Below are 24,267 nucleotides of genomic sequence, written 5' to 3'. Positions count from 1 at the left end.
CCCCCTATCGGACCGGCCTTCGGCCTGTCATCGCCAACAACCGGGCTTCCGGTGAGTCTGCGGCGGTCAGCCGTACCGCAGCGGCGAACTGTCGAGCGGCAACCGCTTCCGGGGTAACCACGCGTTGCGCGATCTCGATCGCAGGCAGGACAAGTCTCGGCGGCATCGTGTAGTCCGCCTCGACCGCCTCGGCGATATCCCAGGTGTGCACCAGCACGTCCATCATGTTGATCGCAGCCGCCGCGTCGGCATCGAATGACCCGAACGGAAGGTGACAGGTGCGGGTGAAGTCGCACCGGCCCCACGCCCGTGCACTGTCAGTGGCCGCCTCGACGAGCACCTGCGGTAGATCGGAATCGGCCACATCAAGAACCCTGCCTCGCGGCGAATCAGTGACGCCGGCCGCGAACACCGTGAACTTGCGCGTAACCGAAACGATATGGGCAAGAACATCACTCACCGACCACCCGACGCACACCGTCGGACGACGCCAGTCGTCGCGGCGGAGCTGTTCCACCACCCGCACAAGTCCGTCAAGCGCGTAGTCGAGGTCGTCTACCACCGACCGCACAAGTGCCTCCGCGGCCGCCGCGATATGTCTCCGCCCGGTGCTGCGTCAGCCGACGTTCAGCGTGCCGCCACCCGGAATTGCCGGCTGCCCGGCGCGAGGCGAGTACTTCGACGGGACGATGTTGGTCGTGAATGCGATCTGCCCGCTGCCGGTATTCGCGTTGGCAACGAACGGCGTGGGGTCGAGGAAGTTGTAGCAGGGCTTCACCATGACCGAACCGGCGTTGCCCCGGCTCAGGTTGATGTAGTCGATACGCACCAGCGCCCCGGCAGAACTGGCCGAGCAGTAATAGGGAGTCGTCGGCGCCGAGAAGGCGACCTGACCGGGCATATTCGTGGTCTCGGCGTGGATGTTCACGAACCACGGCCCCGGCACGACCAGGCCGCTCACAGCAAGTCCGGTGGCCGGAACTTGATAGACGGGAATCGGTGCCGCCGATGCGGTGCCTGCGCCCAGGCCCAGCGTCAACGCCGCCGCGCCGGCAAGTCCGCCGGCCCACACAGCTGCTCGTTTCAGCATGTCATCCCTCTTTCGTCAGTACCGCATTGTCGTTTGTGTCCGATTTGTGCATCGTAAGTCGGCACCTGGTCGTTAGCAGGAGAATCGAAAGACCGGAATCAAGGCGAGTCTCGGTGTGCCGCGCGGCCCCCGCCACCACGCGGCACACCGCAGCTCAGGCAGCCGTCGCCGCCACCTCGAGAGGCGACGCGGCAGCATCTGCCGGTGTTTCCGGCTGGCCGACCTCAATCGGTTGCCCGTTGTCCCCCAGCCGGATCGGCCCCTGGTAGGTCACCCATCCGCGCGCCAGATCGATGCCGACCGCGTGGGCCGACATTTCGAGGTCGGCGCGCTTCTCACCGTCCGACGTCGTGTACTCGTTGGTGCGAATGGTCCCGTAGGCGATCACCGGACGCCCCTTCGCGATGGCCGCGCCGACCCCCGCGACCAGCCGTTTCCAGCAGGTGACCGTCAAATACAGCTTGGCGCCGTCGACCCACTGGCCAGTTTCCCGGTCGAACCTCCGCGAGTTGCTGGCCATCCGGAACGAGATGATCTCGTCACCGGATGCCGTGCGGCGCCGGCGCGGTTCGTTGAGAACGGTGCCCACTACCGCCGTGAATGTCTCGTGCATTGTCGTGCTCCTTCGCTATCGGATGCGGTGTCATCAGCGTGCACTGCGATCCCGACGCCACCGGCCGAAAATCGGCCGTCTGTGGATGAAGGAGAAAACTGTGGATAACCGGGCGGATCAGGATGATTCGCGTGAGGCCTCGTCGGCGGTCTGGGGTTGGGTGACCGGTTCCTGCGGTTGGGTGACCGGCGCCTCGTCCGGCGTCGCCGCCGCCGAACGCCCCGCCATCTGCCGCAGCATTGCGTTGTAGCTCGCCAGCTCCGCATCGTCGTCACGATCTTCGCGACGGTCGAATCGCTTAGCGGCCCGGTCATCCTGCCGGCGCCACTGCACGAGCAGTGCCAGCATCACCAGCACCAAGGGCACTTCGCCTGCGGCCCAGGCGATTCCGCCGCCCAGCCGCTGGTCGGACATCCGGTCGATGTACCACGGCAAATGCAGCGAGCTGTAGTACGACTTCGCGATCACTGTGTCGGTCATCATCAGCGCGACACCAAAGAACGCATGAAACGGCAAGGAGCCAAACACGATTCCGACCTTCGCGACCGGACTCAACGTGCGCGGCGCGGGGTCGATCCCGATCACCAGCCAGTAGAAGAGGTATCCGGACAGCAGGAAGTGCGCATTCATCAGCACATGCGCGGAGTGATACTTCACCACGTCGCCGAACAGGCCGCCCAGGTAGAGCACGTAAAAGCTGCCGATGAACAGCACCACGACCAGAATCGGGTTGGTGATGACCTGTGAGAACTTGCTGTGCAGCGCCGAGTTGATCCATTCGCGGGGGCCGGGTGGGGCGTCCTTGCCGGCCACCGGGAGCGCCCGCAGCGCCAGCGTGATCGGCCCGCCGAGCACCAGCAGCACCGGGACCAGCATCGATAGCACCATGTGCTCGATCATGTGAATGCTGAACATCGCCGTCGAGTACTTGCCCAGGCCGGACGACGTCGCGAAGAGCAGGATCAGGCAGCCCGCCAGCCACGACACCGTGCGGCCGATCGGCCAGTCGTCGCCGCGACGGCGCAACCGGATGACGCCGCGCAGGTAGACGATCGCCAGCACGATCGCCGCGGTGCCGTAGACCAGGTCGAATCGCCATTCGGTGAGAATCCGTCCGACGCTGGCCGGCTGGTTCAGATCGAAGCCGAGCGCGACCTTCGTGATACTCGGCAGCGAGTCGCTGCCGGGTGGCGGCGTCCGCGACAGCCCCACGGCCAGGCCGAAGGTCGCGCCGAATACCAGCAGCTCGACGGCGGCGAACCGAACGAAGAGCGCACGCCCGACCGGCCCGTCGGCCAGGCGGCGGATGATCTGCTTGCGCTGCATCGCACCGAAGCCGCCCAGCACGACCAGTGCGCTGATCTTGCCGAACACCAGCCAGCCGTACGTCTCCGAGAACAGCTGGTCCCAATCCATCCGGACCAGCGCGTTGATGACGCCGCTGACGCCGACGACGATCAACGCCCAGAAGGCGATCCGGGAGAACCGTCGTACCGCCAGCTCGGCGTAGCGACCGCCGGTGAAGACATAACCGACGACGGCGAACAATCCGCCCATCCACAGCGTCGCCGAGATGAGATGCAGGATCAGGGAGTTCGTCGCAATGTCGTGGTCGCCGCCGGTCGACGAGTGGCCCGAGAGCGCCAGTGGCATGAGGCTCAGCAGCGCCAGCGGCAGCATGAAAACTGCCCAGCCCCAGCGCAATACGACCCGGCCGAGCACCGTGGCCAGCAAGGCGAATCCCGCCGTCCACAGCCACGATCGCGACTCGGCGACCTGGTCGAGCACGGTACCCCAATGCGCCGGTGCAATGGCATAGCTCAGCGAGCGACTGGTCGCGTACGAGAACGACAGCGGCACCAGCAGCAGCGATGCGACCGTCCACACGAGCGCGCCGACCGTCGCGAACCGCATGGCCTGGAAGCCGCCGACATCGAGCACACCGTCCGGCTGCGGTGGCACGAAGAAGGCCGCGAACAATGCGCCGCCGATCGCCGCCACCACTCCGATCTCGCCGATGATCTGGACGGTCGGCATCCCATAGGTGACAATCCAGCCGGGGTCGATGATGCCGGCGAGTCGGGTGCTCGACACCGTGGACGCGGTGACGATGATCCCGACGATGCCGCCCACCCAGGCGATCGCCCAGCCAAGGCCCCAGGCGATCGACGAGATGGGGCGATCCAAGGCGTCCGGCGCGGGGCCCCCGGGTCGCCTGGTGACGGCGGCGTCTGACATGGCCTCCAGGGTAGGCCGGTGCAGGTCGGCGGCGAAAACCCGCGCCACCGAGTGGTGGCGCGGGTCTCAGCCGCGGGATCTCGACGTGGGGTCAGGTCCCCTTCACGTTGAGGATCTGTCGCAGTTCGTACTCCACCTCGACGAGTTCGGCAGCGTCGGCCATCACGACGTCGATGTCCTTGTAGGCCTGCGGAATCTCGTCGATCCACGCCGCGCCATGGCGGTACTCGATGCCAACCATCGCGGCGGCGAGGTCGGCCTCGGTGAACCGCTTCCGGGCCGCATTCCGCGACATCCGACGCCCGGCACCGTGCGGTGCGCTGCAGAGCGCGCCGGTATGGCCCTTGCCGCGCACGACATACGACCGCGTTCCCATCGATCCCGGGATCACGGCACGAACGCCTGCCGCAGCATTGACCGCACCCTTACGGGTCAGCCACACATCCTGGCCCGCGTGCGTCTCGCGGACCGTGTAGTTGTGATGGCAGTTGACCCGCTCGACCTCGACCGATGCCGGATCGTCGGCACCGATCCAGTGCGCGAACGCCTGCCGGAACCGGTCGATCATCTCAGCGCGGTTCTCGAAGGCGAAACGCTGCGCCCACTCGAGATCACGCAGGTACGCATCGAGCTCGGCGGTCCCAGCCGGCAGGTAGGCGAGGTCCTCGTTGGGCAGCTGGACGTGCCACTGCGCGCACAGTTTCTGCGCGATCGCGATGTGCTTGCGCGCGATCCGGTTACCGACCCCGCGCGAACCCGAATGCAGAAAGAGCCATACCCGGTCCTCCTGATCCAGACACAGCTCGATGAAGTGGTTGCCGCCGCCGAGCGACCCCAGCTGGAACCGCCATTTCCGCGAATGCGCCAGATCGACCTCGTTCGACTCGGCGAGCTCCTCCAGCGCCGCGATCCGCTCGGCCGTGAACGCGAACCGACTCAGTGATCGGTTGTTGTTGCCGGGCGAGAGCGGAATCGCCGATTCGATGGACTTCCGCAACGCCCCCAGATCGAGGCCCGCAATCCTGTCGGCGCCGGCGGTCGTCCGGACGGCGACCATGCCGCAGCCGATGTCCACGCCCACCGCGGCGGGGATCACCGCGTCCAGGGTCGGGATGACGGTGCCCACCGCCGATCCCCGCCCGAAATGCGCGTCGGGCATCAACGCCACATGCGGGTAGATGAACGGCAGTTCCGCCGTCTGCTTGGCCTGCTCCAGCGTCAGGTCTTCGATCTGGGATGCGAAGTTGAGCAGCTTGCGCCCCTCAACCGCGTGCGGTGTCATCGACTTCTCCTTCAGTCTCTTTGCTGGGCAACCGGTTTCGATCACCCGGCCGTCACGATCGAGACGGCCGTCAATCAGACTGACGGAGAATTCGCATGCACGCTACCGAATATTTCGGCGTTCGACTCGGCGCCCCCGGCAGGGATCGAACCTGCGGCCAACCGCTTAGAAGGCGGTCGCTCTATCCACTGAGCTACGGAGGCAGACCACTCACTCTAACCTCCCGCCCTCTGCCGCTTGGCGCTATACATATTTTTGTGAGTACACTTGTGTTAATTAAACTGCGGACGATCGGAGGCCGACATGATCGCAGTGCTCATCGCGGTATGCGAGATCGGATTCTGGGTGACGCTTGTGGCCGGCCTCATCGCCCGCTATCTGCTGCGCCGCCCGAAGCTGGGCGCCGCGCTGCTCATCGCCGCACCCGCGATCGATCTGTTCCTGTTGATCTGTGTCGCAGTAGATCTCTTCAACGGCGGCACCGCGTCGTGGCAGCACGGTCTCGCCGCGATCTACATCGCCTTCTCGGTCGCGTACGGGCCACAGATCGTCGCCTGGGCCGACATCCGATTCGTCCATCGTTTCGCGGGTGGACCTGCGCCACAACGACTTAGCGGCACCGCCTACACGCTGAAATGCTGGAAGGACGTATTGCGCACCCTGCTCATGGCGGCGATCGCCTCGGGCATCTCCGGCGGGCTGATCGTGCTGGTGGACGACACCGAGCGGACGCGCGAGCTGACGACCAACTTCCGCATCGTCGGCATCATCCTCGTCGTCGACGTCCTCTGGGCGGTCAGCTACACGATCTGGCCGAAGAAGGATCGCGCAGAACCGCGCACGCCGGCGTCCCTAAGCTGAGTCGCATGCCCAAGCTCATCGATCCGGAGGCCCGCAGCGCGGACATCACCGCTGCGTCCATGCGGGTCCTCGAGCGAGACGGCCTCGGCGGGCTCTCGGTCCGCGGCGTCGCCGAGGAGGCCGGGATCGCGACCGCCTCATTGCGCCGCGCCTTTCCTACCCAGCACGCGCTGCGCGAGCATTGCCTGGACATCATCGAGAAGCAGGCCCGCGACCGGATCGCGGCACTCTCACCGGGACTGCGCGGGCGCCCGCTGGTCGAGGCGATCCTGTCGCAGCTTCTCCCCCTCGACCGGGAACGGCGAACCGAGCTGGTCGCACAGACCCAACTGGGTGTCCTCGCCCTCACGGACCCCGCCCTGCGCCCGACCGCAGTCCGGCTGAACGCCGCGGTCGGCGAAGCGTGCGGGCTGGCCATCACGATCCTCGACGAAGCGGGTGCGCTGGGCGGCGACCGCGGCCCTGACGATGAGGCGCGACGACTCCACGCCCTGCTGGACGGCACCGCCATCCACGCCCTCTGGGACGCCGACGCGGCTACCGAGTCGCTCGATATTCTTCGCCGGCACCTCGACGATCTCGCGGACTGATGATCGCAGGCACCACCTGCGGACAGGACCTGCTAGCGAACGCCGATCGACTGCCAGTCGGGTTCGATCAGGGCGACCGCCCGACGCAGCTCTCGCGAGTACGGCTGTCCCGTGTACTTCATGGCGATCCGATCGATGATCTGCCAAGCCTGTTCACCGTTGATCCAGTCGACCACACGACCGCGAATCGCTATGGGATTGAACGGATTATCGGCCGGAGCGATCGAGAGCGCGATGCGCGGATCGCGGCGCAGGTTGCGGGCCTTGAACGACTCCGGATCGGTGAAGACCGCGATGCGGTCGCCGTCGGTGCCGACGAATACCGGCACGGCATGCGGCGAACCGTCGGCGAGCACAGTGGCCAGATGAGCGATCGATGCGCCGTCGAGGACTTCACGCACCTCCGGTTCGAGCATCATCGCCGCACCTCGTAGTGCAGATGCGTGACGCCGGGCGCGGAAATCGCGTCGACCAGGCGCAACTCGATGTGTGCCGGAAGCTCCTGGAAGAACGGCCGGCCCGCGCCGAGCAGCACCGGAACCTGATGCAGGATGACCTCGTCCACCAGGTTCGCCTTGAGCGCCTCGGTGACGACGCCGCCACCCATCAGCGCGACATCCTTGCCGCCCGCGACCTCGCTTGCCGCCGTGATCGCCTCCTCGATCCCGCCGGCGACCAGCGTCTGACGCCCGCCTTGCGCAGACCCCACCATCTGCGGTGCCGGCCGGTGACTCAGCACGAACAGCGGCGCGGCCGGGTGCGGCGCGCCGCTGTCACCGAAGCGATCGGAATCGTCATAGGTGTTGCGGCCGGCCACGCTTGCTCCTACCCGGTCGGCCAGCGCGTCGAAGAGCGACGCGCTTTCCCGAGACAGACGGAACCCGTCGAAGACTGTGCTCGGCGTGTCACCGCTGAAATACCAGTCGAAGAGTTCTCCGCCGTCGCCGAGACCGTGTCCCGGACGCGGATCGCGCCCGGTGATGTAACCGTCGACGGACACCGCCATCGAGGTAAAGACCTTGCTCATCGCTGACACCTTTCTGAGTTTCTCGAAGAGACTCTGTCACGTTAGCAGGTAGAGTTTCGTAAAGGAACCCCGAATCGAAAGGCCCGGACCGATGCAACGAACGGACTTCAGCGAGATGGCCTGCTCCATCGCGCGGACCATGAGCGTCATCGGCGAGCCGTGGTCGCCGCTGGTCCTGCGCGACGTCTGGGTCGGCATGCACCGATTCGACGACATCCAGGCCGACCTCGGCATCTCCCGCAAGGTGCTGACCGAGCGCCTCAATCACCTGGTCGAGCACGGCGTCCTGGAACGCCGCCCCTACGACCGCCGGCCGCGGTACGAGTACCACCTGACCGACAAAGGCACCGAACTCGTCGACCTGCTGATGGTGATGGCCGGGTGGGGCGACCGCTGGATGGCGGGCGAGGCCGGCCCCCCGGTGCTGTACCGGCATCACGCGTGCGGACACATCAGCACCGTCGACCTGCGCTGCGCGGACTGCGGAGAACCCATGCACGCCAACGACATCGACCTGCTACCCGGACCAGGCGCCGCAGACTAACTTGGAGTGCCCAGGCCACGACGTCAAAGGAGCATCGACAACCATGTTCACAAAGAAGGGCGACAGCGCAGTCCTCGCGAAGCTCGGCGATGCCCCCGCCCAGTACCGCGAGATCGGCGAACGGCTGCACAGCATCATCCGCGAAAGCGCTCCGTCGTTGGAGCCAATTGTCCGATGGGGAATCCCGTTCTACGTCAAGGACGGCAAGGACATCTGCTACATCAAGACGGACAAGGACTTCATCGCGTTCGGCTTCGGCGAATCGGTGAACCCCGCATACGAGGAGGGCGCCACGATGCATCCGATCGTATGGAACGTGACCGCCCTCGACGCCCCGACGGAGGACACGATCCGCGCGCTGGTGACGAAAGCCGCCTCATAGGAGAACCACCGGCACGGCTCAGCGCGGCCCACTCCGCGTCATCGCCATCGCCGACGCGCGTCGCGACCCGGGCAGTTGCTCCCGCGAACCCTTGCGTTCGATTGAACACTTGTTTAATGTCTTGAACATGCGTTCAACCGCGTCTCCTCGTCAGGGAACGTCCGGCGATCTCACGACTCGCGCCCGCATTCGGGACGCCGCGATCACAGTGTTCGGCGAACAGGGATTCACGGCCGGGGTACGCGCCGTGGCGACCGCCGCCGGGGTCTCGCCGGGCCTGGTCAACCACCATTTCGGCTCGAAAGAGGGCCTCCGCACGGAATGCGAAGCATACGTCATCGAGCGCATTCGGGTGGTCAAGACCGAGTCACTGACGAGGCCGAGCGCCGCCGGCCTGCTACGTCAGCTGGCAGAAGTCGAGGAATACGCGCCCTTCATCGCCTACATCATCCGCAGCTATCAGGCGGGCGGGCCGCTCGGGCGCTCGATGTTCGAGCACATGGTGGGTGTCACCGAGCGGTACCTGGCGGACGGCGTCGCCGCCGGAACGCTCCGCCCAAGCCGGGATCCGGCCGCCCGCGCCCGCTATCTCAGCATGCAATCACTCGGCAGCACCCTGCTGTTTCTGCAGATGCGCGCCGACCAGGACGGGCCTGTGGACTGGGCCCGGGTGGTGCGTGAACTCACCGACGAGACGATGTTTCCGGCACTGGAGCTGTACACCGAGGGGCTGTTCATCGACTCGACTTTCCTCGACACCATGATTCAACAGCGCGCCGAAACAGCCAGCGACACAATCAATCACGAGACCACCGACCAGGAGGATCGATGACGACCATCGTCGATGTTCAGAATCTGCACAAGCATTTCGGCGAGGTGCACGCGCTCGACGGCTTGGATCTCGAGGTCAACGAGGGCGAGGTACACGGCTTCCTCGGCCCCAACGGCTCCGGCAAGTCGACGACCATCCGAATACTCCTCGGAATCCTCCGTGCATCGTCCGGCAAGGTCCGCATCCTCGGCCGCGATCCGTGGGCCGACGCGGTCAACCTTCACCGCGAGATCGCCTACGTTCCAGGCGATGTCACGCTGTGGCCGACGCTATCCGGCGACGAAACCATCGACCTGCTCGCCCGAATGCGCGGCGGCATCGATCAGGCGCGCCGGGCCGAGCTCATCGAGCGGTTCGACCTCGATCCGCGCAAGAAGGCCCGCACCTACTCGAAAGGCAACCGGCAGAAGGTCTCCCTGATCTCGGCGCTGTCCTCGAACGCGAGCCTCCTACTGCTCGACGAGCCGACATCCGGGCTCGATCCGCTGATGGAGCAGGTCTTCCGCGAGTGCGTCACCGAGGCGGCCGCCCGCGGCGTCACCGTCCTGCTGTCGAGTCACATCCTGTCGGAGGTCGAGGCGCTGTGTCAGCGCGTGACCATCATCCGTGCCGGCAAGACCGTGGAGAGTGGCGACCTGTCCGCCATGCGGCACTTGAGCCGCACCTCGATCAGCGCCGAAATGCTCAGCGATTCAGTCGATCTCAGTCAGCTCGATGGCGTCGACGACATCTCCATCAACGGCCGCACGCTGCACTGCCAGGTCGACGCCGACCACCTCGGCGCGCTGATCCGGACCCTCGGCGACATCGGCGTCCGCAGCCTGGTCAGTCAACCACCCACTCTGGAAGAACTGTTTCTGCGGCACTATGAGGCCGACGACGCCGCACCCGCCGGCGAGAAGGCGCCGGCATGAGCACCGTCGCGGTCTCGACGCGGTCACGACCCGGAGCCTTCGTCGCACACATCCTCGACCTGGCCGGCACGACCCTGCTGCTGCGGCTGGCGCTGCGCCGCGACCGTATCGTCCTGCCGCTCTGGGTATTACTGTTATCGGTCCCGGTGGCGCCGGTCTACATCGGCGCCACGGACAGCGCCTACTCGACGCCGGCCGGCCTGGCATCCCTCGCGCATTCGATCATGGGCAGCCCGGCACAGCGGGCGATGTACGGCCCGGTCTACGACGACAGTCTCGGCGCGGTCGGCATCTGGAAAGCCGGCATCTTCTACACGATCATCGCTATCGCCGTGATCCTCACCGTCATTCGCCACACCCGCACCGACGAGGAGGCCGGCCGCACCGAGCTGGTCGACTCGACGGCGATCGGCCGCTACGCCGGGCTGACGGCCGCGTTGATCGTGGGCTTCGGCGCATCGTTGCTCACCGGCGCCATCGCAGCCGCGATGCTGTTCACGACCGACGTCCCGCATGCCGGGTCGGTGGCATTCGGGCTCGCCCTCGCGGCGTCGGGGTTCGTATTCGCCGCCGTGGCGGCGGTCGCCGCACAGCTCAGTGCCAGCGCCCGGGTGGCCCGAGGTATCGCATTCGCTGTTCTCGGTGCGGCTTTCGCGCTGCGCGCCGTCGGCGACGTGGGCTCCGGAACGCTTTCATGGCTGTCGCCGCTCGGCTGGTCCATACAGGTTCGACCGTATGCCGGTGACCGCTGGTGGGTGCTCGCCCTGCATCTCGTCACGACGATCGTGCTGACCGTCGTCGCGTACGGCATCCTGCGTACCCGTGATGTCGGCGCCGGGGTGATCGCCGAGCGGCTCGGATCGCCCACCGCACCCGGCACCCTCAGCGGGCCATTCGGACTGTCCTGGCGGTTACAGCGCGGCATGCTGATCGCGTCGACTCTCGGAATCTGCCTGTACGCCTTGCTGATGGGCAGCGTTGTCCACGGAATCGGCGACGAGATCGGCGACAACGACACCGTGCGCGACATCGTCAATCGGATGGGCGGATCACAGCTTCTGGAGGACTCGTTCATCACGATCGCGTTCACCATGCTGGCGATCGGCGCGGCGGCGATCACCATCTCGTCCACGCTGCGTTTGCACAGCGAGGAAGCCGACACCCGCGGCGAGCTGGTGCTCTCCGGCGCGGTCGGGCGGGTCCGCTGGGCGGGCAGCCATCTCGTCCTGGCCATCATCGGCCCGGCGGTCGCGATGCTGGCGGGCGGGCTGGTCGCCGGAATCGCCTACGGCATAGCGGCATCCGACATCAGCGGCAAACTGCCCCGGGTACTCGGCGCCGCCGCGGTGCAATTGCCGGCGATCTGGATGCTCACCGGCGCGGCCGCCCTGCTGTTCGGGCTCGCCCCACGCTTCGCCACAGCCGCCTGGGGCGTGCTGGTCGCATTCGTCGCGCTGTTCCTGCTCGGGTCGATCTCCGGTGTCCCGCAATGGATTCTCGACCTCGAACCGTTCGCTCACACTCCCCGGGTGCCGGGCGCGTCGTTCACTCTGACGCCGGTCCTGTGGCTGCTGTTCATCGACGTCGTGCTGATCGCGGTCGGACTGACTGCGTTCCGGCGCCGGGATCTGCGTTAGGCCTCAGCTCGCGGACAAGGTGCGCCCGAACAGTGCAAGCAGATCATCCCAGTGCCGCTGCCGCGCATCCGCGTCGAATGCGCCGGTATCCGACATCGTGTACCCATGATGCGCGCCCGGATATGTCGCGCAGGAGTACGCGACCCCGGCCGCGTCCAGGGCCTGCTCGAGCACGGCCAGCGTCTCGGGCGCGATGTCGCCCTCGGCGAATCGAAGGTCGACCGCCGCCCGCACATCGGGAATCGAGAGATGCGGGCTGTCAGCCGCGTCGGTGACCAACCGGCCCGGATGAAAGCCGCCGACCGCTGCCACTCGACCCGGATGTGCCGCCGCCGTCCGCATCGCGAGCACGGCCCCCATGCAGTAGCCGACGACGCCGATCGGTCCGGCACTGACCTCCGGGCAGTTCGTCAAGTATTCGACGAAGGCATCGGCGTCGCGCAGCACCTCATCGGTGCTATACGCCTGCAGCAACGGTATGAGCTGCTGGACTATCAGCGGCCGGCTCTCGGCGTCGATGAACTCGGGGAGCTCGACCACGGGCGCAGCGCTGTGTCGATAGAAGACGTTGGGCGCCACCACGTAGTAGCCGTGCGACGCCAGTTCTTCGGCCAGCTGACACAGCACCGGCCGCAGCCCGAAGACGTCCATGTACATCACCACACCCGGATGTTGCCGGCCGTCATCCGGATAGGCGACGAAGGCGTCGCAGTCGCCGTCGGCGGTCGAGATCCGGACATTGCTGGTGGGCATGAATTCTCCTGCGGTGGTTGATATGTCGGGTTTGGTTCGATCACCCGCCAGACGCCGAGGATAGCCATCCGCGGCACGATGCGCAGACATCCTCGCCAGGCACGCCGCCCGGGGGTGGCTACGGTGAGCAGATGCCGTCTACAGCTCACCGAGCCCTGCTGATCTCCGGCAGCCTGCGCAGCGGATCCACGAACACCGCGCTGCTGAGGACCGTCGCAGCACTGGCACCGGCCGATGCCACGGCGGAGTTATTCTCCGGGACCGCCGCGCTGCCGTACTTCGATCCCGACCTCGACCGCGATCCCCTGCCGCCGCCGGTGCAAGAACTGCGCGACGCCGTCCACGCCGCCGATGCCCTGCTGATCTGCACCCCCGAGTACGCCGGCGCGCTGCCCGGCGCCTTCAAGAATCTGCTCGAATGGCTGATCGGCGATAACGACCCGCGCTCGATCAGCGGCAAGCCGGTCGGCTGGATCAATGTCTCCACCGGCCCGACCGGTGCCCGCGACGCACACGAATCGTTGCGCATCGTGCTCACGTACGCCGGCGCGCGGATCGTGCTGTCGGACTCGATCACGGTGCCGCGCAGCGCGATCGCCGATGGCCTGGTCGCCGACGCGAGCATCGTCGAACGACTGGCCGGTACCTTCGATCGGCTGCTGCGCTAACGGCGGCAGACGCCGCTATCCGGAGCGGCGCAGATTCTGCGCCACCCAGTCCCCGAGCACCCGGGCGCTGGCATCGACCACGGACACCCACTCCATCGCCCCGGCGTCGGCAGCATCGGACACATGCTTGATCAGCCGCACGGGTACACCGAATTCGCCGGCGACATAGGCGATGGCATAGCCCTCCATATCGACGAGGTGGGCCCGTTCGGCCAGCCGATCCCGGACGGCGGGGTCGGTGACGAACACATCGCCGGTGGCGAGAGCCGTGTCGGTGTCGCCCACGACGAGCAGCTCACGCGCGTCGTAACCCAGCGTGCGCAGCGCGTCCGCGCTGATCTCGTGATTGAGCACCGAGCCGACTTCGAACAGCCCGGTCAGCCCGTCGCGAAGCGCGCCGGCCGTCCCGAGATTGATGATCTCCAGCCCGTCGACATCGACCTCCGCGGCGAGCCGGCGAGTCAATGCCGCGGTCGCCGCCACCTTCCCGATCCCGGTGATCAAGACCTCGAAACCGTCCGGGACATGCGCGGACTCCGCCGCGGTGGCCGCGACGACCAGGTAGCGAGACATGCCGAACAACCTACCGGCCGACCCGCACGCCGCCGGCGGCCGCGGCGGGCTCCGGGCGACACCTTGTCGATGCCTCGAATCAGGCAGACACTGGGAATCAGGCAGACACAGGAACCAGGCAGGCACTGGACAGGGCACATCCGTCGGGAGGCAGCAATGAACATGTGGATGACCGGACTGCGCGTCACCCGGATCGGGTTCGACGACGCCGTCCTGATCGAGGGGCAGGGCCACTGTGAGCTGGTGATCACGGCGCCGATGCAGATGTCGTTGCCGGCCGTCGGCGGTATGCCGAGCGAGGTCGTCGAGATCGACCCAACGCGGGTGATCGATCCGCAGCGCCCGCTCTTCACCTTCGCGGGCAAGCTCTGTACCAGCGCCGACTATGACGAGGACGGCACGCTGACCGTCGAGTTCGATAGCGGGCACCGCATCGTCGTGCCGCCGCTGCCGGACGCTCAGTCCTGGGAGATCTACGGCAAGGCCTTCGGCTACGCCGTCTGCGAATCGGAGGGCAACATCCGGGTCGTGCTGCACCATTCGAGCCGCGCAGTCTGACCTGACAATGCACCAGTGCACTATGCACACAGTTGCATAGTGCACTGGTGCATGGTTAGCTGCTGTTGTGGCCTTGGAGCACGCAATCATGGTGTCGCTAGCCGAACGCCCGGGATCCGGGTACGAGATCGGCCAGCAGTTCACGCGTTCGATCGGACATTTCTGGTCGGCGACGCACCAGCAGATCTATCGCACGCTCAAGAAGCTGCATTCCGAAGGCCTCGTCACATTCGAGTCGATCCCTCAGGACGGCCGGCCCGACAAGAAGGTGTACCAGCTTTCCGATGCGGGCCGAAAAGCGCTGCGCGAGTGGGTGGAATCACCCACGGAGCCCTACCGGTTGCGCGATGAGCTCAGCGTCAAACTACGCGCCGCCGAACACGGCGACCCGCACGTGGTCATCGAGGAGATGCGCCGCCACCGCGAGATCCATACCGCGCGTCTACGGCTGTACCAGGAGTTCGAGAAGGACGACTATCCGGACCCGTCCGTACTCACCGGCCGCCGACTGAACCAGTACCTGGTGCTGCGCGGTGGCATCGCGGTCCAGACCGCGTTCCTCGACTGGTGCGACGAGGTCATCGACGCGCTCCAAGCCCGACTTCGGCGATAACTGAATTCCACTTCCATCAGCCCTGACAAGGAAGGCCCCATCCGATGAGTCTGAAGTACCCCAAACTCTTCGAGCCGCTCACCATCAACAACACGACGCTGCGCAACCGCATCGTCATGGGGTCGATGCACACCGGCCTGGAGGATCGCGCCAAGGACGCCGACAAGCTCGCGGCGTACTACGCCGAACGCGCACGCGGCGGCGTCGGCCTGATCATCACCGGCGGTTTCGCCCCGACCCGCCTGGGACTGCTGATGCCGTTCGGCGGCAAGCTGACCAACCAGATGGAGGTCAAGCGGCATCGCAAGTACACCGATGCCGTGCACGCCGAAGGCGGCAAGATCGCCCTGCAGATCCTGCACGCCGGCCGATACGGATACACCCCGGTCAAGGTCAGCGTCGGCTGGGAGAAGTCGCCTGTGCACCCGTTCCAGCCGCTCAAGATGAACGAGCTGATCATCCGGCAGACGATCCGGTCGTACGGCCACTGCGCCAAGCTCGCCGCCGAGGCCGGCTATGACGGCATCGAGATCATGGGCGGCGAGGGCTACCTGATCAACACCTTCCTGTGCGAGCGCACCAACAAGCGCACCGACAAGTGGGGCGGATCCACCGAGAACCGGCAGCGCCTGGTCGTCGAGATCGTCAAGGAGATCCGCAAGCGGGCACCCAAGGATCTGATGGTGATCATGCGCCAGTCGATCGCCGACCTGGTCAGCGAAGGCCAGACCTGGGACGAAATCGCCTTGCTGGCACGCAAACTCGAAGAGCATGGCGTCGACGCGATCAACACCGACATCGGCTGGCACGAGGCCCGGGTCCCGACGATCGTCACCTCCGTGCCGCGCGCCGCCTTCGTCGGCTACACCGAGAAGCTGCGCGAGGAGGTGTCGATCCCACTGATCGCCTCCAACCGCATCAACACCCCGGATCTGGCCGAAGCCGTGCTGGAACGCGGTCGCGTCGACGCCGTATCGATGGCGCGTCCCCTGCTGGCCGATCCGGAGCTGGCGAACAAGGCCCGTGACGCCCGCGACGACGAGATCAACACCTGCATCGCCTGCAACCAGGCTTGCCTCGATCACGCCTTCGTCGGCAAGAAGGTCTCCTGCCTGCTGAACCCGCGCGCGGGTCGCGAGACCACGCTGACGCTCGGGCCGACCCGGACGGCCAAGCGCGTCGCGGTCATCGGCGCCGGTCCGGCTGGCCTGTCTGCCGCCGTCTCGGCAGCCGAACGCGGCCACAAGGTGCATCTCTACGAGGCCGGATCGTCGATCGGTGGCCAGTTCTCCATCGCCGCAAAGATTCCCGGCAAGGAGGAGTTCACCGAGACGATCCGCTACTTCACGCGCCAGCTCCAGGTGAAGGGCGTGACCGTGCATCTCGACACCCGCGTCGACGCCGATACGCTGATCGCGGAGAAGTTCGACGAGGTCGTCGTCGCCACCGGCGTCACGCCGCGCATCCCGAACATCCCCGGCATCGACCATCCGAAGGTGGTCACCTATGCCGATGCGGTCCTGGGCCACAAGGAGATCGGCAAGACCGTCGCCGTAATCGGTGCCGGCGGAATCGGTTTCGACGTCAGCGAGTTCCTGACGGTCGACGACTCCCCAACCCTGGACGTCAAGGAATGGAATCAGGAATGGGGTGTCACCGACGACATGACCGTCCCCGGTTTCGTCGACAAGCCGCGCCCGACTACGCCCGCCCGCAAGGTGTACCTGGTGCAGCGCAAGCCGGGCAGCCAGGGCAAGAGCCTCGGCATGACCAGCGGCTGGGTGCACAAGGCGACGATCAAGATGAAGGGTGTCGAACAGATCAGCGGCGCCCGCTACGACAAGATCGACGACCAGGGCCTGCACCTGAGCTTCGAGGACAAGGACGCCCGGGTGCTCGAGGTCGACACGATCGTCCTGTGCGCCGGCCAGGAATCCGTACGCGACCTGATCGACCCGTTGACCACCGCCGGCGTGACCACGCATGTGATCGGCGGTGCGGATCTGGCCGCCGAGCTGGATGCCAAGCGGGCGATCCGCCAAGGCACCGAGCTCGCCGCAAGCATCTAGCTGGCGATCCCTGGACGATCCGGCAAGGTTGGCGGAGTCCCGCTATACCGCTTTTGTATGCGGGGCTTCGTCATAACGCAGCCGGTAGTTCAGCTGGCGCCAGCTAGCCGTTAGCATTTAGCGCATGCCGATCCCTGCTCCGTCCGCGTCCGCACGTGCCGTCATCACCGGCGCCTCCGCCGGTATCGGGCGTCAGCTCGCCACCGAACTGGCCCGTCGCGGCCACTCGGTGCTGCTGATCGCCCGCCGCGAGGCCGAGCTCACCGAGCTCGCCGATGACCTGCACAAGCGGTTCGGCGTCACCGCCGACGTCCTCGCCGCGGATCTGGGCGATCCCGAGTCACTCGCCAACGTGGTGTCGACGTTGCAGAGCACCGAGGTGTCGGTGCTCTGCAACAACGCAGGTGTCGGCAGCTTCGGCGACATCGTCGATCTGGACCACGATTTCGAGCGGCAGATCGTGCGCGTCAATGCCGTTGCGACGCATGAGCTGACGCTCGCGGTGCTGCCGCAGATGGTGAAGCGCGGCTCCGGCGGCATCCTGATGGTCGGCTCGATCGCCGGCAATCTGCCGATCCCTGGCAACGCCACTTATTCGGCCACAAAGGGTTTCGTCAACAACCTGGCCGAGGCCCTGCGCGTCGAGGTCGCCGAGAAGGGTGTCAACATCACCCTGCTGGCACCCGGCCCGGTGCGTACCGAGGGCAACACCGACATGGAGGGCGTGCCGGATTTCGCCTGGTACCCCGCCGACAAGGCCGCCCGCGACAGCATCGACGCGCTCGAACGCAACAAGCAGCGCATCGTGCCGGGAACGTTCAGCAAAGCCATCTCGACCGCGGCCGCCTACGCGCCCCGCAAGATCTCGGCATTCGTGGCGGGCAAGGCATTCCGGGGACAGGTCGGGCCGTCGGAGTAGTCGCCACGCTCAATGACCAACGGGCCGACTCGATTCGTTCGAGTCGGCCCGTTGTTGTTGACGGTCAGCGGCGCCGCGCGGCGCCGAACAGCGACCGGGTGATCTCGCGCCCGATGGCGGTGCCCGCGGACCGCATGAAGCTCTTGACGGCGGCGTTGTTCATCACCTGCTCGACGGCGCCCTCCTCCTGCTTCTTGCCGCGCGGCGTGCTGCCCGTCGCCGTCGCATTGCCCTCGGCGCCCGCGAACGGCGAATCACCGGCCGGCGCGGCGCCGTCACCGGATTCCGGCTGGGCCGCAGCCATTTTCGCGTTCAGCTTCTCATAGGCGGACTCGCGGTCGATCGTCTCGCCGTACTTGTCCTGCAGTGAGCTGGCCGCGGCGGCCGCCTTGATCTTGTCGTCGCCGATCGTGTCCATCAGCGAATGCGGCGGCCGCAGCCGCGTCCACGCCACGGGCGTCGGGGCCCCCTTCTCCGACAGCACTGTGACGATCGCTTCGCCGATCCCGAGTGCCGTCAGATCCTTTTCGAGGTCGTAGACGTCGGTGTTCGGGTAGGTCTTCACCGTGCGGCTCAGAGCCTTCTGATCGTCCGGGGTGAAGGCGCGCAGGGCGTGCTGGATGCGGGCACCCAGCTGCGACAGGACATCGTTCGGGATGTCGGTCGGCATCTGCGAGCAGAAGTACACGCCCACGCCCTTGGAACGGATCAGCTTCACCGTCTGCACGACCTGCTCGACGAACGCCTTCGACGAGTCGGCGAACAGCAGATGCGCCTCGTCGAAGATGAACACCAGCTTCGGCTTGTCGAGGTCACCCGCCTCGGGCAGGAACTGGAAGAGGTCCGCGAGGATCCACATCAGGAAGGTGGAGAACAACACCGGGCGGGCCGACTGATCGCCGAGTTCGAACAGCGTGATGACACCGCGACCGTCCGTCGCGGTCCGGATCAGGTCGGCCGGGTCGATCTCCGGCTCGCCGAAGAACGTGTCGCCGCCGTTTGCCTCCAGGTTCGCGAGCGAACGGAGGATGACGCCAGCCGTGGCGGCCGAGACGCCGCCGATACCCTTCAGGTCGGCTTTACCCTCGTCGCTCGTCAGATGGGTGATGACGGCCTTGAGGTCCTTCAGGTCCAGCAGAGCCAGTCCCTGAGTATCCGCCCAATGGAAGATCAGACCGAGGGTCGATTCCTGAGTGTCGTTGAGCCCCAGCACCTTCGATAGCAGGATCGGACCGAACGAGGTGATGGTCGCGCGGATCGGTACACCGATGCCGCCGGTGCCCAGCGACACGAACTCGGTCGGATAGGAAGCACCCTGCCAGTCGTCGCCGGTGTCCTTGGCCCGCTCGGTGACCTTGTCGTTCGACTCCCCCGCAACCGACAGCCCGGAGAGGTCGCCCTTGATGTCGGCCATGACGACCGGCACGCCCGCCGCCGACAGTTGCTCGGCGACCACTTGGAGTGTCTTGGTCTTGCCGGTGCCGGTAGCACCGGCGATCAGCCCGTGCCGGTTCATCATCGCGAGCGGGATCCGCACCCGGGCGGCCGGATCGACCTCGCCGTTCACGACGACGGTGCCGAGCTCGAGAGCCGTTCCACCGGTCTCGTAACCCGCTGCGATCTGCTGTGCCGCGCTCGATGCGTCTGCCATACCGTTCCTGCTTCCCTTGGTGGTGATTCACCAACAATGCACTGCCATTTACCGATGTGCAGACTATCCCGATCGCGTAGTCGCCTATGGTTGTTCGGGTGCAAGACAAACTGGTGTGGATCGACTGCGAGATGACCGGATTGTCGTTGGCCGGTGACAAATTGATCGAGATCGCCGCGCTGGTGACCGACAGCGACCTCAACATTCTCGGCGAGGGCGTCGACCTGGTCATCCATGCCGACGACGAGGCACTGGCCAACATGCCGGACGTGGTGCAGAAGATGCATGCGAACTCCGGCCTCACGGAGGAGGTACGTGCCTCGACGGTGACGTTGGCGGACGCCGAGCAGCAGGTGCTGGCGTATCTGCGCGAACACATCCCCGTCGCCGGGCAGACGCCCCTGGCAGGCAATTCCATCGCCACCGACCGCGGTTTCATCGCCCGGGACATGCCCGAGCTGGACACGTTTCTGCACTACCGGATGATCGATGTGAGCTCGATCAAAGAACTCTGCCGGCGCTGGTATCCGAAGATCTACTTCAGCCAGCCGGAAAAGGGTCTCGCGCACCGTGCGCTCGCCGATATCCGCGAATCAATTCGCGAGCTGAAGTACTACCGCGCAACGGCTTTCGTCGCCGACCCGGGACCCGACCAGGACAGTATCGACGCCGCCGTCGGGCAGCTCGGACCGGCCTGACGGTATCGATTGGCAATCGCGACCGCAGAGACGCTAAAGTAACTCCCTGGCTCCGGCAACGGGGTCGATGGTGGGCGTAGTTCAGTTGGTAGAGCACCAGATTGTGATTCTGGCTGTCGCGGGTTCGAGTCCCGTCGTCCACCCCAAACTTCGAAATGAGCGGCTCGCCGAGGCGGTCCGCTCATTTCGTTTCCGGGCGGAAGTGATCCTTGCCCGGTGCCGATTCACATCAATCGCGCACAACACGCGCTGTGTTCGTGCTGGCCTGGCCGGCGCTATGCTCAGTCGAGCATTACACCAGGTCAGGGGGCGACCATGAAACGAACCATGGTCAGTTTCATCGCAGCATTAACCTTGGGTGGGGCGCTTCTCGTGGCCCCAGCAGTTGCGAACGCCGACAGCGGCATATCCGATTGCCCCGCCGGGGACTACAGCAATTCAGACGGCAATTGCGTCCCCGACCCGCAAGCAGGCGGCGGTAGTCCGCCGGCCGGGGCGACGGCACAATGCCGCGACGGCGACTGGTCGTTCTCACAGCATCACAAGGGCACATGTTCCGGTCACGGCGGCGTGGCCGACTGGCTCAACTAGCCCGACGCTTCGCCAGCGGTCTCCGCGGCCGGCCCGCTGGCATGAAACCCGTTGCTCACGCGACAAATTCATCGACATGCAATCCCGAGTCGCTGACGCACCTCACCGAAGTCCACCGAAGATGGCGTCGTGAGCGCCCGACGCCGCATCACGCTGATCAGGCTCCCGGACCACGCCTGCCTAGTTTATACAATTTAGATTTGTATAAACTAGAGCTGCGCTCCTCCAGGACTCTGTCGGGCCGCGAATCGAGGTGATGACGCAATGACGCCACAGCCCGCACGCACCGGCCGCCGAGCACGGGTACTGGCCGCGCTCCGGGATGCGCGGGCGCCGATGAGCATCGCGGAGATCGCCGAACAGCTGGCTGTGCACCCCAACACCGTCCGGTTCCACCTGGAGGCCCTCCTCGCCGACGGCCAGGCCGAACGCGTCGAGGCCGGGCCGACCGGCCCCGGTAGGCCGGCCCAGATGTTCCGCGCCCACCGCGGCATGGATCCGGCCGGGCCGCGCAACTATCGCCTGCTCGCAGACATCCTCATCGCCCAGCTCGCCGACGAGCCGAGCGGCACCGCTCGCGCCATCGAAGCCGGCCGATCGTGGGGTCGCGGGCTGACGTCGTCGCCGACCAAGAACCCCGACGCGGGTGCGGCCGCCGCCGAACTGGTGCGGGTTCTTGACGATCTCGGGTTCGCACCGGAGTCTGCAGCGAATACCACGCGAATCAACCTGCGCCACTGCCCTTTTCTCGACATGGGTGCCGCCGATCGATCCGTGGTCTGCCCGATCCATCTCGGCTTGATGAAGGGTGTACTCGAGGCCCGGTCGGCCCCGCTCACAGTCGACCGGCTGGAGCCGTTCGTGCAGCCCGATCTGTGCGTGGCGCATCTCGCCGCGATCGGAGCCGGCGCGTGAGCACTGACGCACTCCGGGCACTCGAGCAACGCACCGACCTGGCGGATCGCGCAGCCATCGAGGCACTGCTGCGCCGTTTCTACGGCCGAGTGCTGGTCGATCACGTTCTCGCCGAACCGTTCCAGGAGATCCGCGCGAAGGGCCTGGAGTCTCATCTGCCTGTGATGTGTGACTTCTGGGAGACCGTGTTGTTCGGCGCAAAGCTCTACCCTCGCCGACTTCATCGCGCACGCGACCGCACAGCATCCGTCCTGACATCGCATCCGTCCTGACATCGGCCGTCTCCTGACACCGCCCGTGTGCTTGCATGGAGCCCATGAACATCACCGGATTCCACAGCGTCACACTCACCACACCGGACGTGACTGCCGCGGATGCCGCCTATCGCACCCTGTTCGGGCCGGCGGTGGACGCCGAAACCACCACGGGAGCAGTGCAACTCATCTCCGGAGATACTGCGGGCGCATCAGCCGTGCGCTTCACCGTCGACGATCTGGACGCGTCGACCCGTCTGCTCCGGCGACGCGGCCTCGCCCTCAGCGATGATCCGGCGCCGGCCGTCGGCATCCACGGCGTGACGCTGTCCATCACCGACGAGACCCGTGGCGAGCCGTTGAGCAGTGGCGCGGCGCCGGTGGACATCGTCGGCCTCGATCACATCGTGTACACGACCGCCAAGCCGGACCGGGCGGTCGCGACGCTCGGCGCCCGACTGGGCCTGGATCTGCGGCTGGACCAGACGAAGTTCCAGGGCATGCGGCAACTCTTCTTCCGCTGCGGCGACGGCTTCCTCGAACTGCTCGTCACCGCGGGCACGGAGGTGTCATCGGCCGGCCCTGGGGATGACGCCATCTGGGGTATCGCCTGGCGCAGTGTCGATCTGGACGCGACTCACGCCCGCCTGACGGCTGCCGGAGTGCCGGTCTCGGAGATTCGAGACGGCCGCAAGCCCGGCACCCGAGTCTGCACCGTGCGCGATCGAGCGCTCACCGTACCGACCATCCTCATCGAAGCAGAGCTCCAGCCCGTCACCACGTGACTAGCTGGCGTTACCGCGCTGCCAGATTTCCCACGGGATGTTCCAGTCGCCCAGACCGTCGGTGCCGGCGAGCGTGCCGCCGGTGGTGTCCGTGACGATCACCGGGTCGCCCCGCAACGAGTTCTCCATGATCCACAGGGCATCATCGGGGCTCAGGTTCAGGCACCCGTGACTGGTGTTGGTGTTGCCCTGCGCCCACACCGACCACGGTGCGGAGTGGAAGAAGATGCCGTTGAAGGACATCCGCGTCGCGTAGTTGACTGGGGTTCGGTAGCCGTTCGACGAATTGACGGGGACGCCGTAGGTCGACGAATCCATGATGATCATGTCGTGCTTGTCGGCGACCAAATAGATGCCGTTGTCCGTCTCGTCGCCCGGCTTGCCCATCGACGTCGGCATGGAGCGAATCACCTTGCCGTCACGCTCGACGCGCACGATCTTGTCGTTGTCACTGACGCGAGAGATCTGCTTGCGGCCAACCACGAAGTTCGTCTTGACGTTCTCCTGGCCGAATAGGCCATCGCCCAGGTCGATTCCGTAGGTGCGGACGTCGACGGACACCTTGGTGCCCGGCTTCCAGTACTCGGCCGGGCGCCACCGGACGTCCGTGTCACTGATCCAGTAGAACGCACCGGGGACCGGCGGATCGGTCGTGACCTTGATCGCGGCCTCGGCGGCCTTGCGATCCTTGATCGGCTCGTCGAACTTGACCGACACCGGCTGTCCGACGCCGACCGTCTCGCCCGGCGAGGGCGTCAGGTATGCCTGCGTCAAGTTGTTCGGCGCCTTGGTGGTGAACGCCGTGCGCGACTTCGCGGTACCGCCCACGCTGCGGGCCTCGGTGACCACGCTGTAGGAGCGGTTGTAGCCGAACGGCTCCGCACTGGTCCAGACACGGCCTCCCTCGCTGAACGCGCCGCGGACCGGAGAACCGTCCGCCTTGTCGATGCGGACCGAGGTCAGTCGGCCGTCGACGGCCGACACCACGATCGGGGCGCCCGGCTGCACGCCGACCGCGCCGTCCTTGACGATGGCCGGCTTGCCGTCCCGGTCGGCACTGGAGACCTTGATACCCGGAACAAGCACCTCGTCGAGCTGGGTCGAACTGTTGACCTCACCGGAGTAGTCGTTGCCGCCGTCGACCGAACACGAAGCCACGGCCGCCACCGTCAGCAGTGACGCCACCCCCACAAACAACCGCCGAAACATG

General features: G+C 66.2%; 28 protein-coding genes and 2 tRNA genes. 18 read left to right on the top strand and 12 right to left on the bottom strand.

Annotated features, from left to right (window positions below; genetic code table 11):
• Window positions 1-4 precede the first annotated feature (4 nt).
• The 6 genes from G341_RS0112960 to G341_RS0112935 form a co-directional block, all read right to left on the bottom strand.
• Complete coding sequence (locus tag G341_RS0112960) at window positions 5-571, bottom strand: TIGR03086 family metal-binding protein (RefSeq protein WP_018179575.1); 567 nt, start codon at window positions 569-571, stop codon at window positions 5-7.
• Between the two features lie 45 nt (window positions 572-616).
• Complete coding sequence (locus G341_RS0112955) at window positions 617-1,090, bottom strand: hypothetical protein (RefSeq protein WP_026303621.1); 474 nt, start codon at window positions 1,088-1,090, stop codon at window positions 617-619.
• A 154-nt stretch (window positions 1,091-1,244) separates the two neighbouring features.
• Entirely contained in the window at window positions 1,245-1,703 is a 459-nt protein-coding gene (locus G341_RS22010; protein WP_018179573.1) for a single-stranded DNA-binding protein, read from the bottom strand.
• Window positions 1,704-1,820: 117 nt separating this feature from the next.
• Entirely contained in the window at window positions 1,821-3,941 is a 2,121-nt protein-coding gene (locus G341_RS0112945) for a bifunctional copper resistance protein CopD/cytochrome c oxidase assembly protein (protein WP_018179572.1), read from the bottom strand.
• A 91-nt stretch (window positions 3,942-4,032) separates the two neighbouring features.
• The gene (locus tag G341_RS0112940; RefSeq protein ID WP_018179571.1) at window positions 4,033-5,223 is read right to left on the bottom strand and encodes an RtcB family protein; all 1,191 of its coding nucleotides are present in this window, start codon (window positions 5,221-5,223) and stop codon (window positions 4,033-4,035) included.
• 130 nt (window positions 5,224-5,353) lie between these two features.
• Window positions 5,354-5,426: transfer RNA gene (locus G341_RS0112935), tRNA-Arg, on the bottom strand.
• 100 nt (window positions 5,427-5,526) lie between these two features.
• On the opposite strand from G341_RS0112935, the gene G341_RS0112930 reads away from it, so the two are divergent.
• The gene (locus G341_RS0112930; protein WP_018179570.1) at window positions 5,527-6,084 is read left to right on the top strand and encodes a hypothetical protein; all 558 of its coding nucleotides are present in this window, start codon (window positions 5,527-5,529) and stop codon (window positions 6,082-6,084) included.
• A gap of 5 nt (window positions 6,085-6,089) precedes the next feature.
• Entirely contained in the window at window positions 6,090-6,674 is a 585-nt protein-coding gene (locus G341_RS0112925) for a TetR/AcrR family transcriptional regulator (protein WP_018179569.1), read from the top strand.
• A gap of 32 nt (window positions 6,675-6,706) precedes the next feature.
• Here the strand turns inward: G341_RS0112925 and G341_RS0112920 are convergent, their stop codons facing one another.
• Together G341_RS0112920 and G341_RS0112915 are read right to left on the bottom strand one after the other, a co-directional pair.
• Entirely contained in the window at window positions 6,707-7,090 is a 384-nt protein-coding gene (locus G341_RS0112920; protein WP_018179568.1) for a TIGR03618 family F420-dependent PPOX class oxidoreductase, read from the bottom strand.
• Complete coding sequence (locus G341_RS0112915; protein ID WP_018179567.1) at window positions 7,090-7,701, bottom strand: dihydrofolate reductase family protein; 612 nt, start codon at window positions 7,699-7,701, stop codon at window positions 7,090-7,092. The genes G341_RS0112920 and G341_RS0112915 overlap by 1 nt, the downstream gene beginning before the upstream one ends.
• Window positions 7,702-7,792: 91 nt before the next feature.
• On the opposite strand from G341_RS0112915, the gene G341_RS0112910 reads away from it, so the two are divergent.
• The 5 genes from G341_RS0112910 (at window position 7,793) to G341_RS0112890 (ending at window position 12,010) form a co-directional block, all read left to right on the top strand.
• The gene (locus G341_RS0112910; RefSeq protein WP_018179566.1) at window positions 7,793-8,245 is read left to right on the top strand and encodes a winged helix-turn-helix transcriptional regulator; all 453 of its coding nucleotides are present in this window, start codon (window positions 7,793-7,795) and stop codon (window positions 8,243-8,245) included.
• Window positions 8,246-8,288: 43 nt separating this feature from the next.
• Window positions 8,289-8,627 carry a DUF1801 domain-containing protein gene (locus G341_RS0112905; RefSeq protein ID WP_018179565.1) on the top strand — a complete coding sequence of 113 codons (339 nt, stop codon included), beginning with the start codon at window positions 8,289-8,291 and terminating at the stop codon, window positions 8,625-8,627.
• A gap of 127 nt (window positions 8,628-8,754) precedes the next feature.
• Window positions 8,755-9,459 carry a TetR/AcrR family transcriptional regulator gene (locus G341_RS0112900; protein WP_018179564.1) on the top strand — a complete coding sequence of 235 codons (705 nt, stop codon included), beginning with the start codon at window positions 8,755-8,757 and terminating at the stop codon, window positions 9,457-9,459.
• Window positions 9,456-10,373, top strand: a complete 918-nt coding sequence (locus tag G341_RS0112895) for an ABC transporter ATP-binding protein (protein ID WP_018179563.1) — start codon at window positions 9,456-9,458, stop codon at window positions 10,371-10,373. The genes G341_RS0112900 and G341_RS0112895 overlap by 4 nt, the downstream gene beginning before the upstream one ends.
• Window positions 10,370-12,010, top strand: a complete 1,641-nt coding sequence (locus G341_RS0112890) for an ABC transporter permease (protein ID WP_018179562.1) — start codon at window positions 10,370-10,372, stop codon at window positions 12,008-12,010. The genes G341_RS0112895 and G341_RS0112890 overlap by 4 nt, the downstream gene beginning before the upstream one ends.
• Window positions 12,011-12,013: 3 nt before the next feature.
• Here G341_RS0112890 and G341_RS0112885 read toward each other — a convergent pair whose 3' ends face one another.
• Window positions 12,014-12,763: a dienelactone hydrolase family protein gene (locus G341_RS0112885; RefSeq protein ID WP_018179561.1), complete on the bottom strand. Its 750-nt coding sequence runs from the start codon at window positions 12,761-12,763 to the stop codon at window positions 12,014-12,016.
• Between the two features lie 131 nt (window positions 12,764-12,894).
• Between G341_RS0112885 and G341_RS0112880 the strand changes: the two genes are divergently transcribed.
• Entirely contained in the window at window positions 12,895-13,431 is a 537-nt protein-coding gene (locus G341_RS0112880; RefSeq protein WP_018179560.1) for an NADPH-dependent FMN reductase, read from the top strand.
• A gap of 15 nt (window positions 13,432-13,446) precedes the next feature.
• On the opposite strand, the gene G341_RS0112875 is transcribed toward G341_RS0112880, so the two are convergent.
• Window positions 13,447-14,004: a nucleosidase gene (locus tag G341_RS0112875; RefSeq protein ID WP_018179559.1), complete on the bottom strand. Its 558-nt coding sequence runs from the start codon at window positions 14,002-14,004 to the stop codon at window positions 13,447-13,449.
• A 156-nt stretch (window positions 14,005-14,160) separates the two neighbouring features.
• On the opposite strand from G341_RS0112875, the gene G341_RS0112870 reads away from it, so the two are divergent.
• The 4 genes from G341_RS0112870 to G341_RS0112855 all read left to right on the top strand — a co-directional run bounded on the left by G341_RS0112870 (window position 14,161) and on the right by G341_RS0112855 (window position 18,163).
• Entirely contained in the window at window positions 14,161-14,562 is a 402-nt protein-coding gene (locus G341_RS0112870; protein WP_018179558.1) for a DUF6188 family protein, read from the top strand.
• A gap of 67 nt (window positions 14,563-14,629) precedes the next feature.
• Entirely contained in the window at window positions 14,630-15,175 is a 546-nt protein-coding gene (locus G341_RS0112865) for a PadR family transcriptional regulator (protein ID WP_018179557.1), read from the top strand.
• A gap of 44 nt (window positions 15,176-15,219) precedes the next feature.
• A complete protein-coding gene (locus G341_RS0112860; RefSeq protein WP_018179556.1) occupies window positions 15,220-17,244 on the top strand; it encodes an NADPH-dependent 2,4-dienoyl-CoA reductase in 2,025 nt (674 codons plus the stop codon).
• A 124-nt stretch (window positions 17,245-17,368) separates the two neighbouring features.
• Window positions 17,369-18,163: an SDR family NAD(P)-dependent oxidoreductase gene (locus tag G341_RS0112855; protein ID WP_018179555.1), complete on the top strand. Its 795-nt coding sequence runs from the start codon at window positions 17,369-17,371 to the stop codon at window positions 18,161-18,163.
• Between the two features lie 64 nt (window positions 18,164-18,227).
• Here G341_RS0112855 and G341_RS0112850 read toward each other — a convergent pair whose 3' ends face one another.
• On the bottom strand, window positions 18,228-19,814 hold the full coding sequence (locus tag G341_RS0112850) for a helicase HerA-like domain-containing protein (protein WP_018179554.1): 1,587 nt from the start codon (window positions 19,812-19,814) through the stop codon (window positions 18,228-18,230).
• A gap of 98 nt (window positions 19,815-19,912) precedes the next feature.
• On the opposite strand from G341_RS0112850, the gene orn reads away from it, so the two are divergent.
• From orn to G341_RS0112825, 6 genes are all read left to right on the top strand, one after another.
• Window positions 19,913-20,512, top strand: coding sequence for an oligoribonuclease (gene orn, locus G341_RS0112845; RefSeq protein ID WP_026303620.1), 600 nt, complete (start codon window positions 19,913-19,915; stop codon window positions 20,510-20,512).
• A 70-nt stretch (window positions 20,513-20,582) separates the two neighbouring features.
• Window positions 20,583-20,658: transfer RNA gene (locus G341_RS0112840), tRNA-His, on the top strand.
• 169 nt (window positions 20,659-20,827) lie between these two features.
• On the top strand, window positions 20,828-21,103 hold the full coding sequence (locus G341_RS23525; RefSeq protein WP_187329180.1) for a DUF3761 domain-containing protein: 276 nt from the start codon (window positions 20,828-20,830) through the stop codon (window positions 21,101-21,103).
• Window positions 21,104-21,367: 264 nt separating this feature from the next.
• Entirely contained in the window at window positions 21,368-22,018 is a 651-nt protein-coding gene (locus G341_RS0112835; protein ID WP_018179552.1) for a helix-turn-helix transcriptional regulator, read from the top strand.
• Window positions 22,015-22,290 carry a globin family protein gene (locus G341_RS22005; RefSeq protein ID WP_018179551.1) on the top strand — a complete coding sequence of 92 codons (276 nt, stop codon included), beginning with the start codon at window positions 22,015-22,017 and terminating at the stop codon, window positions 22,288-22,290. Before G341_RS0112835 ends, G341_RS22005 begins: the two co-directional genes overlap by 4 nt.
• Before the next feature lie 44 nt (window positions 22,291-22,334).
• Window positions 22,335-23,057 carry a VOC family protein gene (locus tag G341_RS0112825; protein WP_162140715.1) on the top strand — a complete coding sequence of 241 codons (723 nt, stop codon included), beginning with the start codon at window positions 22,335-22,337 and terminating at the stop codon, window positions 23,055-23,057.
• Here the strand turns inward: G341_RS0112825 and G341_RS0112820 are convergent, their stop codons facing one another.
• Window positions 23,058-24,266, bottom strand: coding sequence for a L,D-transpeptidase (locus G341_RS0112820; RefSeq protein WP_018179549.1), 1,209 nt, complete (start codon window positions 24,264-24,266; stop codon window positions 23,058-23,060).
• Between the last annotated feature and the right edge of the window lies 1 nt (window position 24,267).

It is taken from the genome of Jongsikchunia kroppenstedtii DSM 45133 (assembly GCF_000380485.1).
Classification (GTDB): Bacteria; Actinomycetota; Actinomycetes; order Mycobacteriales; family Mycobacteriaceae; genus Jongsikchunia; species Jongsikchunia kroppenstedtii.
The sequence above is the reverse complement of the archived record's forward strand: the minus strand, read 5'-3'. Positions and strand labels throughout refer to the sequence as shown.

Bases quoted from the DNA above. Each gene is read 5' to 3' on its own strand.
- G341_RS0112915 (WP_018179567.1), bottom strand. From the start codon at position 7,701: ATGAGCAAGGTCTTTACCTCGATGGCGGTGTCCGTCGACGGTTACATC.
- G341_RS0112855 (WP_018179555.1), top strand. From the start codon at position 17,369: ATGCCGATCCCTGCTCCGTCCGCGTCCGCACGTGCCGTCATCACCGGC.
- G341_RS0112920 (WP_018179568.1), bottom strand. From the start codon at position 7,090: ATGCTCGAACCGGAGGTGCGTGAAGTCCTCGACGGCGCATCGATCGCT.
- G341_RS0112885 (WP_018179561.1), bottom strand. From the start codon at position 12,763: ATGCCCACCAGCAATGTCCGGATCTCGACCGCCGACGGCGACTGCGAC.
- G341_RS0112890 (WP_018179562.1), top strand. From the start codon at position 10,370: ATGAGCACCGTCGCGGTCTCGACGCGGTCACGACCCGGAGCCTTCGTC.
- G341_RS0112825 (WP_162140715.1), top strand. From the start codon at position 22,335: ATGAACATCACCGGATTCCACAGCGTCACACTCACCACACCGGACGTG.
- G341_RS0112925 (WP_018179569.1), top strand. From the start codon at position 6,090: ATGCCCAAGCTCATCGATCCGGAGGCCCGCAGCGCGGACATCACCGCT.
- G341_RS0112835 (WP_018179552.1), top strand. From the start codon at position 21,368: ATGACGCCACAGCCCGCACGCACCGGCCGCCGAGCACGGGTACTGGCC.
- G341_RS0112955 (WP_026303621.1), bottom strand. From the start codon at position 1,090: ATGCTGAAACGAGCAGCTGTGTGGGCCGGCGGACTTGCCGGCGCGGCG.
- G341_RS0112875 (WP_018179559.1), bottom strand. From the start codon at position 14,004: ATGTCTCGCTACCTGGTCGTCGCGGCCACCGCGGCGGAGTCCGCGCAT.
- G341_RS0112860 (WP_018179556.1), top strand. From the start codon at position 15,220: ATGAGTCTGAAGTACCCCAAACTCTTCGAGCCGCTCACCATCAACAAC.
- G341_RS0112905 (WP_018179565.1), top strand. From the start codon at position 8,289: ATGTTCACAAAGAAGGGCGACAGCGCAGTCCTCGCGAAGCTCGGCGAT.
- G341_RS0112940 (WP_018179571.1), bottom strand. From the start codon at position 5,223: ATGACACCGCACGCGGTTGAGGGGCGCAAGCTGCTCAACTTCGCATCC.
- G341_RS0112895 (WP_018179563.1), top strand. From the start codon at position 9,456: ATGACGACCATCGTCGATGTTCAGAATCTGCACAAGCATTTCGGCGAG.
- G341_RS0112850 (WP_018179554.1), bottom strand. From the start codon at position 19,814: ATGGCAGACGCATCGAGCGCGGCACAGCAGATCGCAGCGGGTTACGAG.
- G341_RS0112945 (WP_018179572.1), bottom strand. From the start codon at position 3,941: ATGTCAGACGCCGCCGTCACCAGGCGACCCGGGGGCCCCGCGCCGGAC.
- G341_RS22010 (WP_018179573.1), bottom strand. From the start codon at position 1,703: ATGCACGAGACATTCACGGCGGTAGTGGGCACCGTTCTCAACGAACCG.
- G341_RS0112870 (WP_018179558.1), top strand. From the start codon at position 14,161: ATGAACATGTGGATGACCGGACTGCGCGTCACCCGGATCGGGTTCGAC.
- G341_RS0112820 (WP_018179549.1), bottom strand. From the start codon at position 24,266: ATGTTTCGGCGGTTGTTTGTGGGGGTGGCGTCACTGCTGACGGTGGCG.
- G341_RS0112880 (WP_018179560.1), top strand. From the start codon at position 12,895: ATGCCGTCTACAGCTCACCGAGCCCTGCTGATCTCCGGCAGCCTGCGC.
- G341_RS23525 (WP_187329180.1), top strand. From the start codon at position 20,828: ATGAAACGAACCATGGTCAGTTTCATCGCAGCATTAACCTTGGGTGGG.
- G341_RS0112900 (WP_018179564.1), top strand. From the start codon at position 8,755: ATGCGTTCAACCGCGTCTCCTCGTCAGGGAACGTCCGGCGATCTCACG.
- G341_RS0112910 (WP_018179566.1), top strand. From the start codon at position 7,793: ATGCAACGAACGGACTTCAGCGAGATGGCCTGCTCCATCGCGCGGACC.
- G341_RS0112930 (WP_018179570.1), top strand. From the start codon at position 5,527: ATGATCGCAGTGCTCATCGCGGTATGCGAGATCGGATTCTGGGTGACG.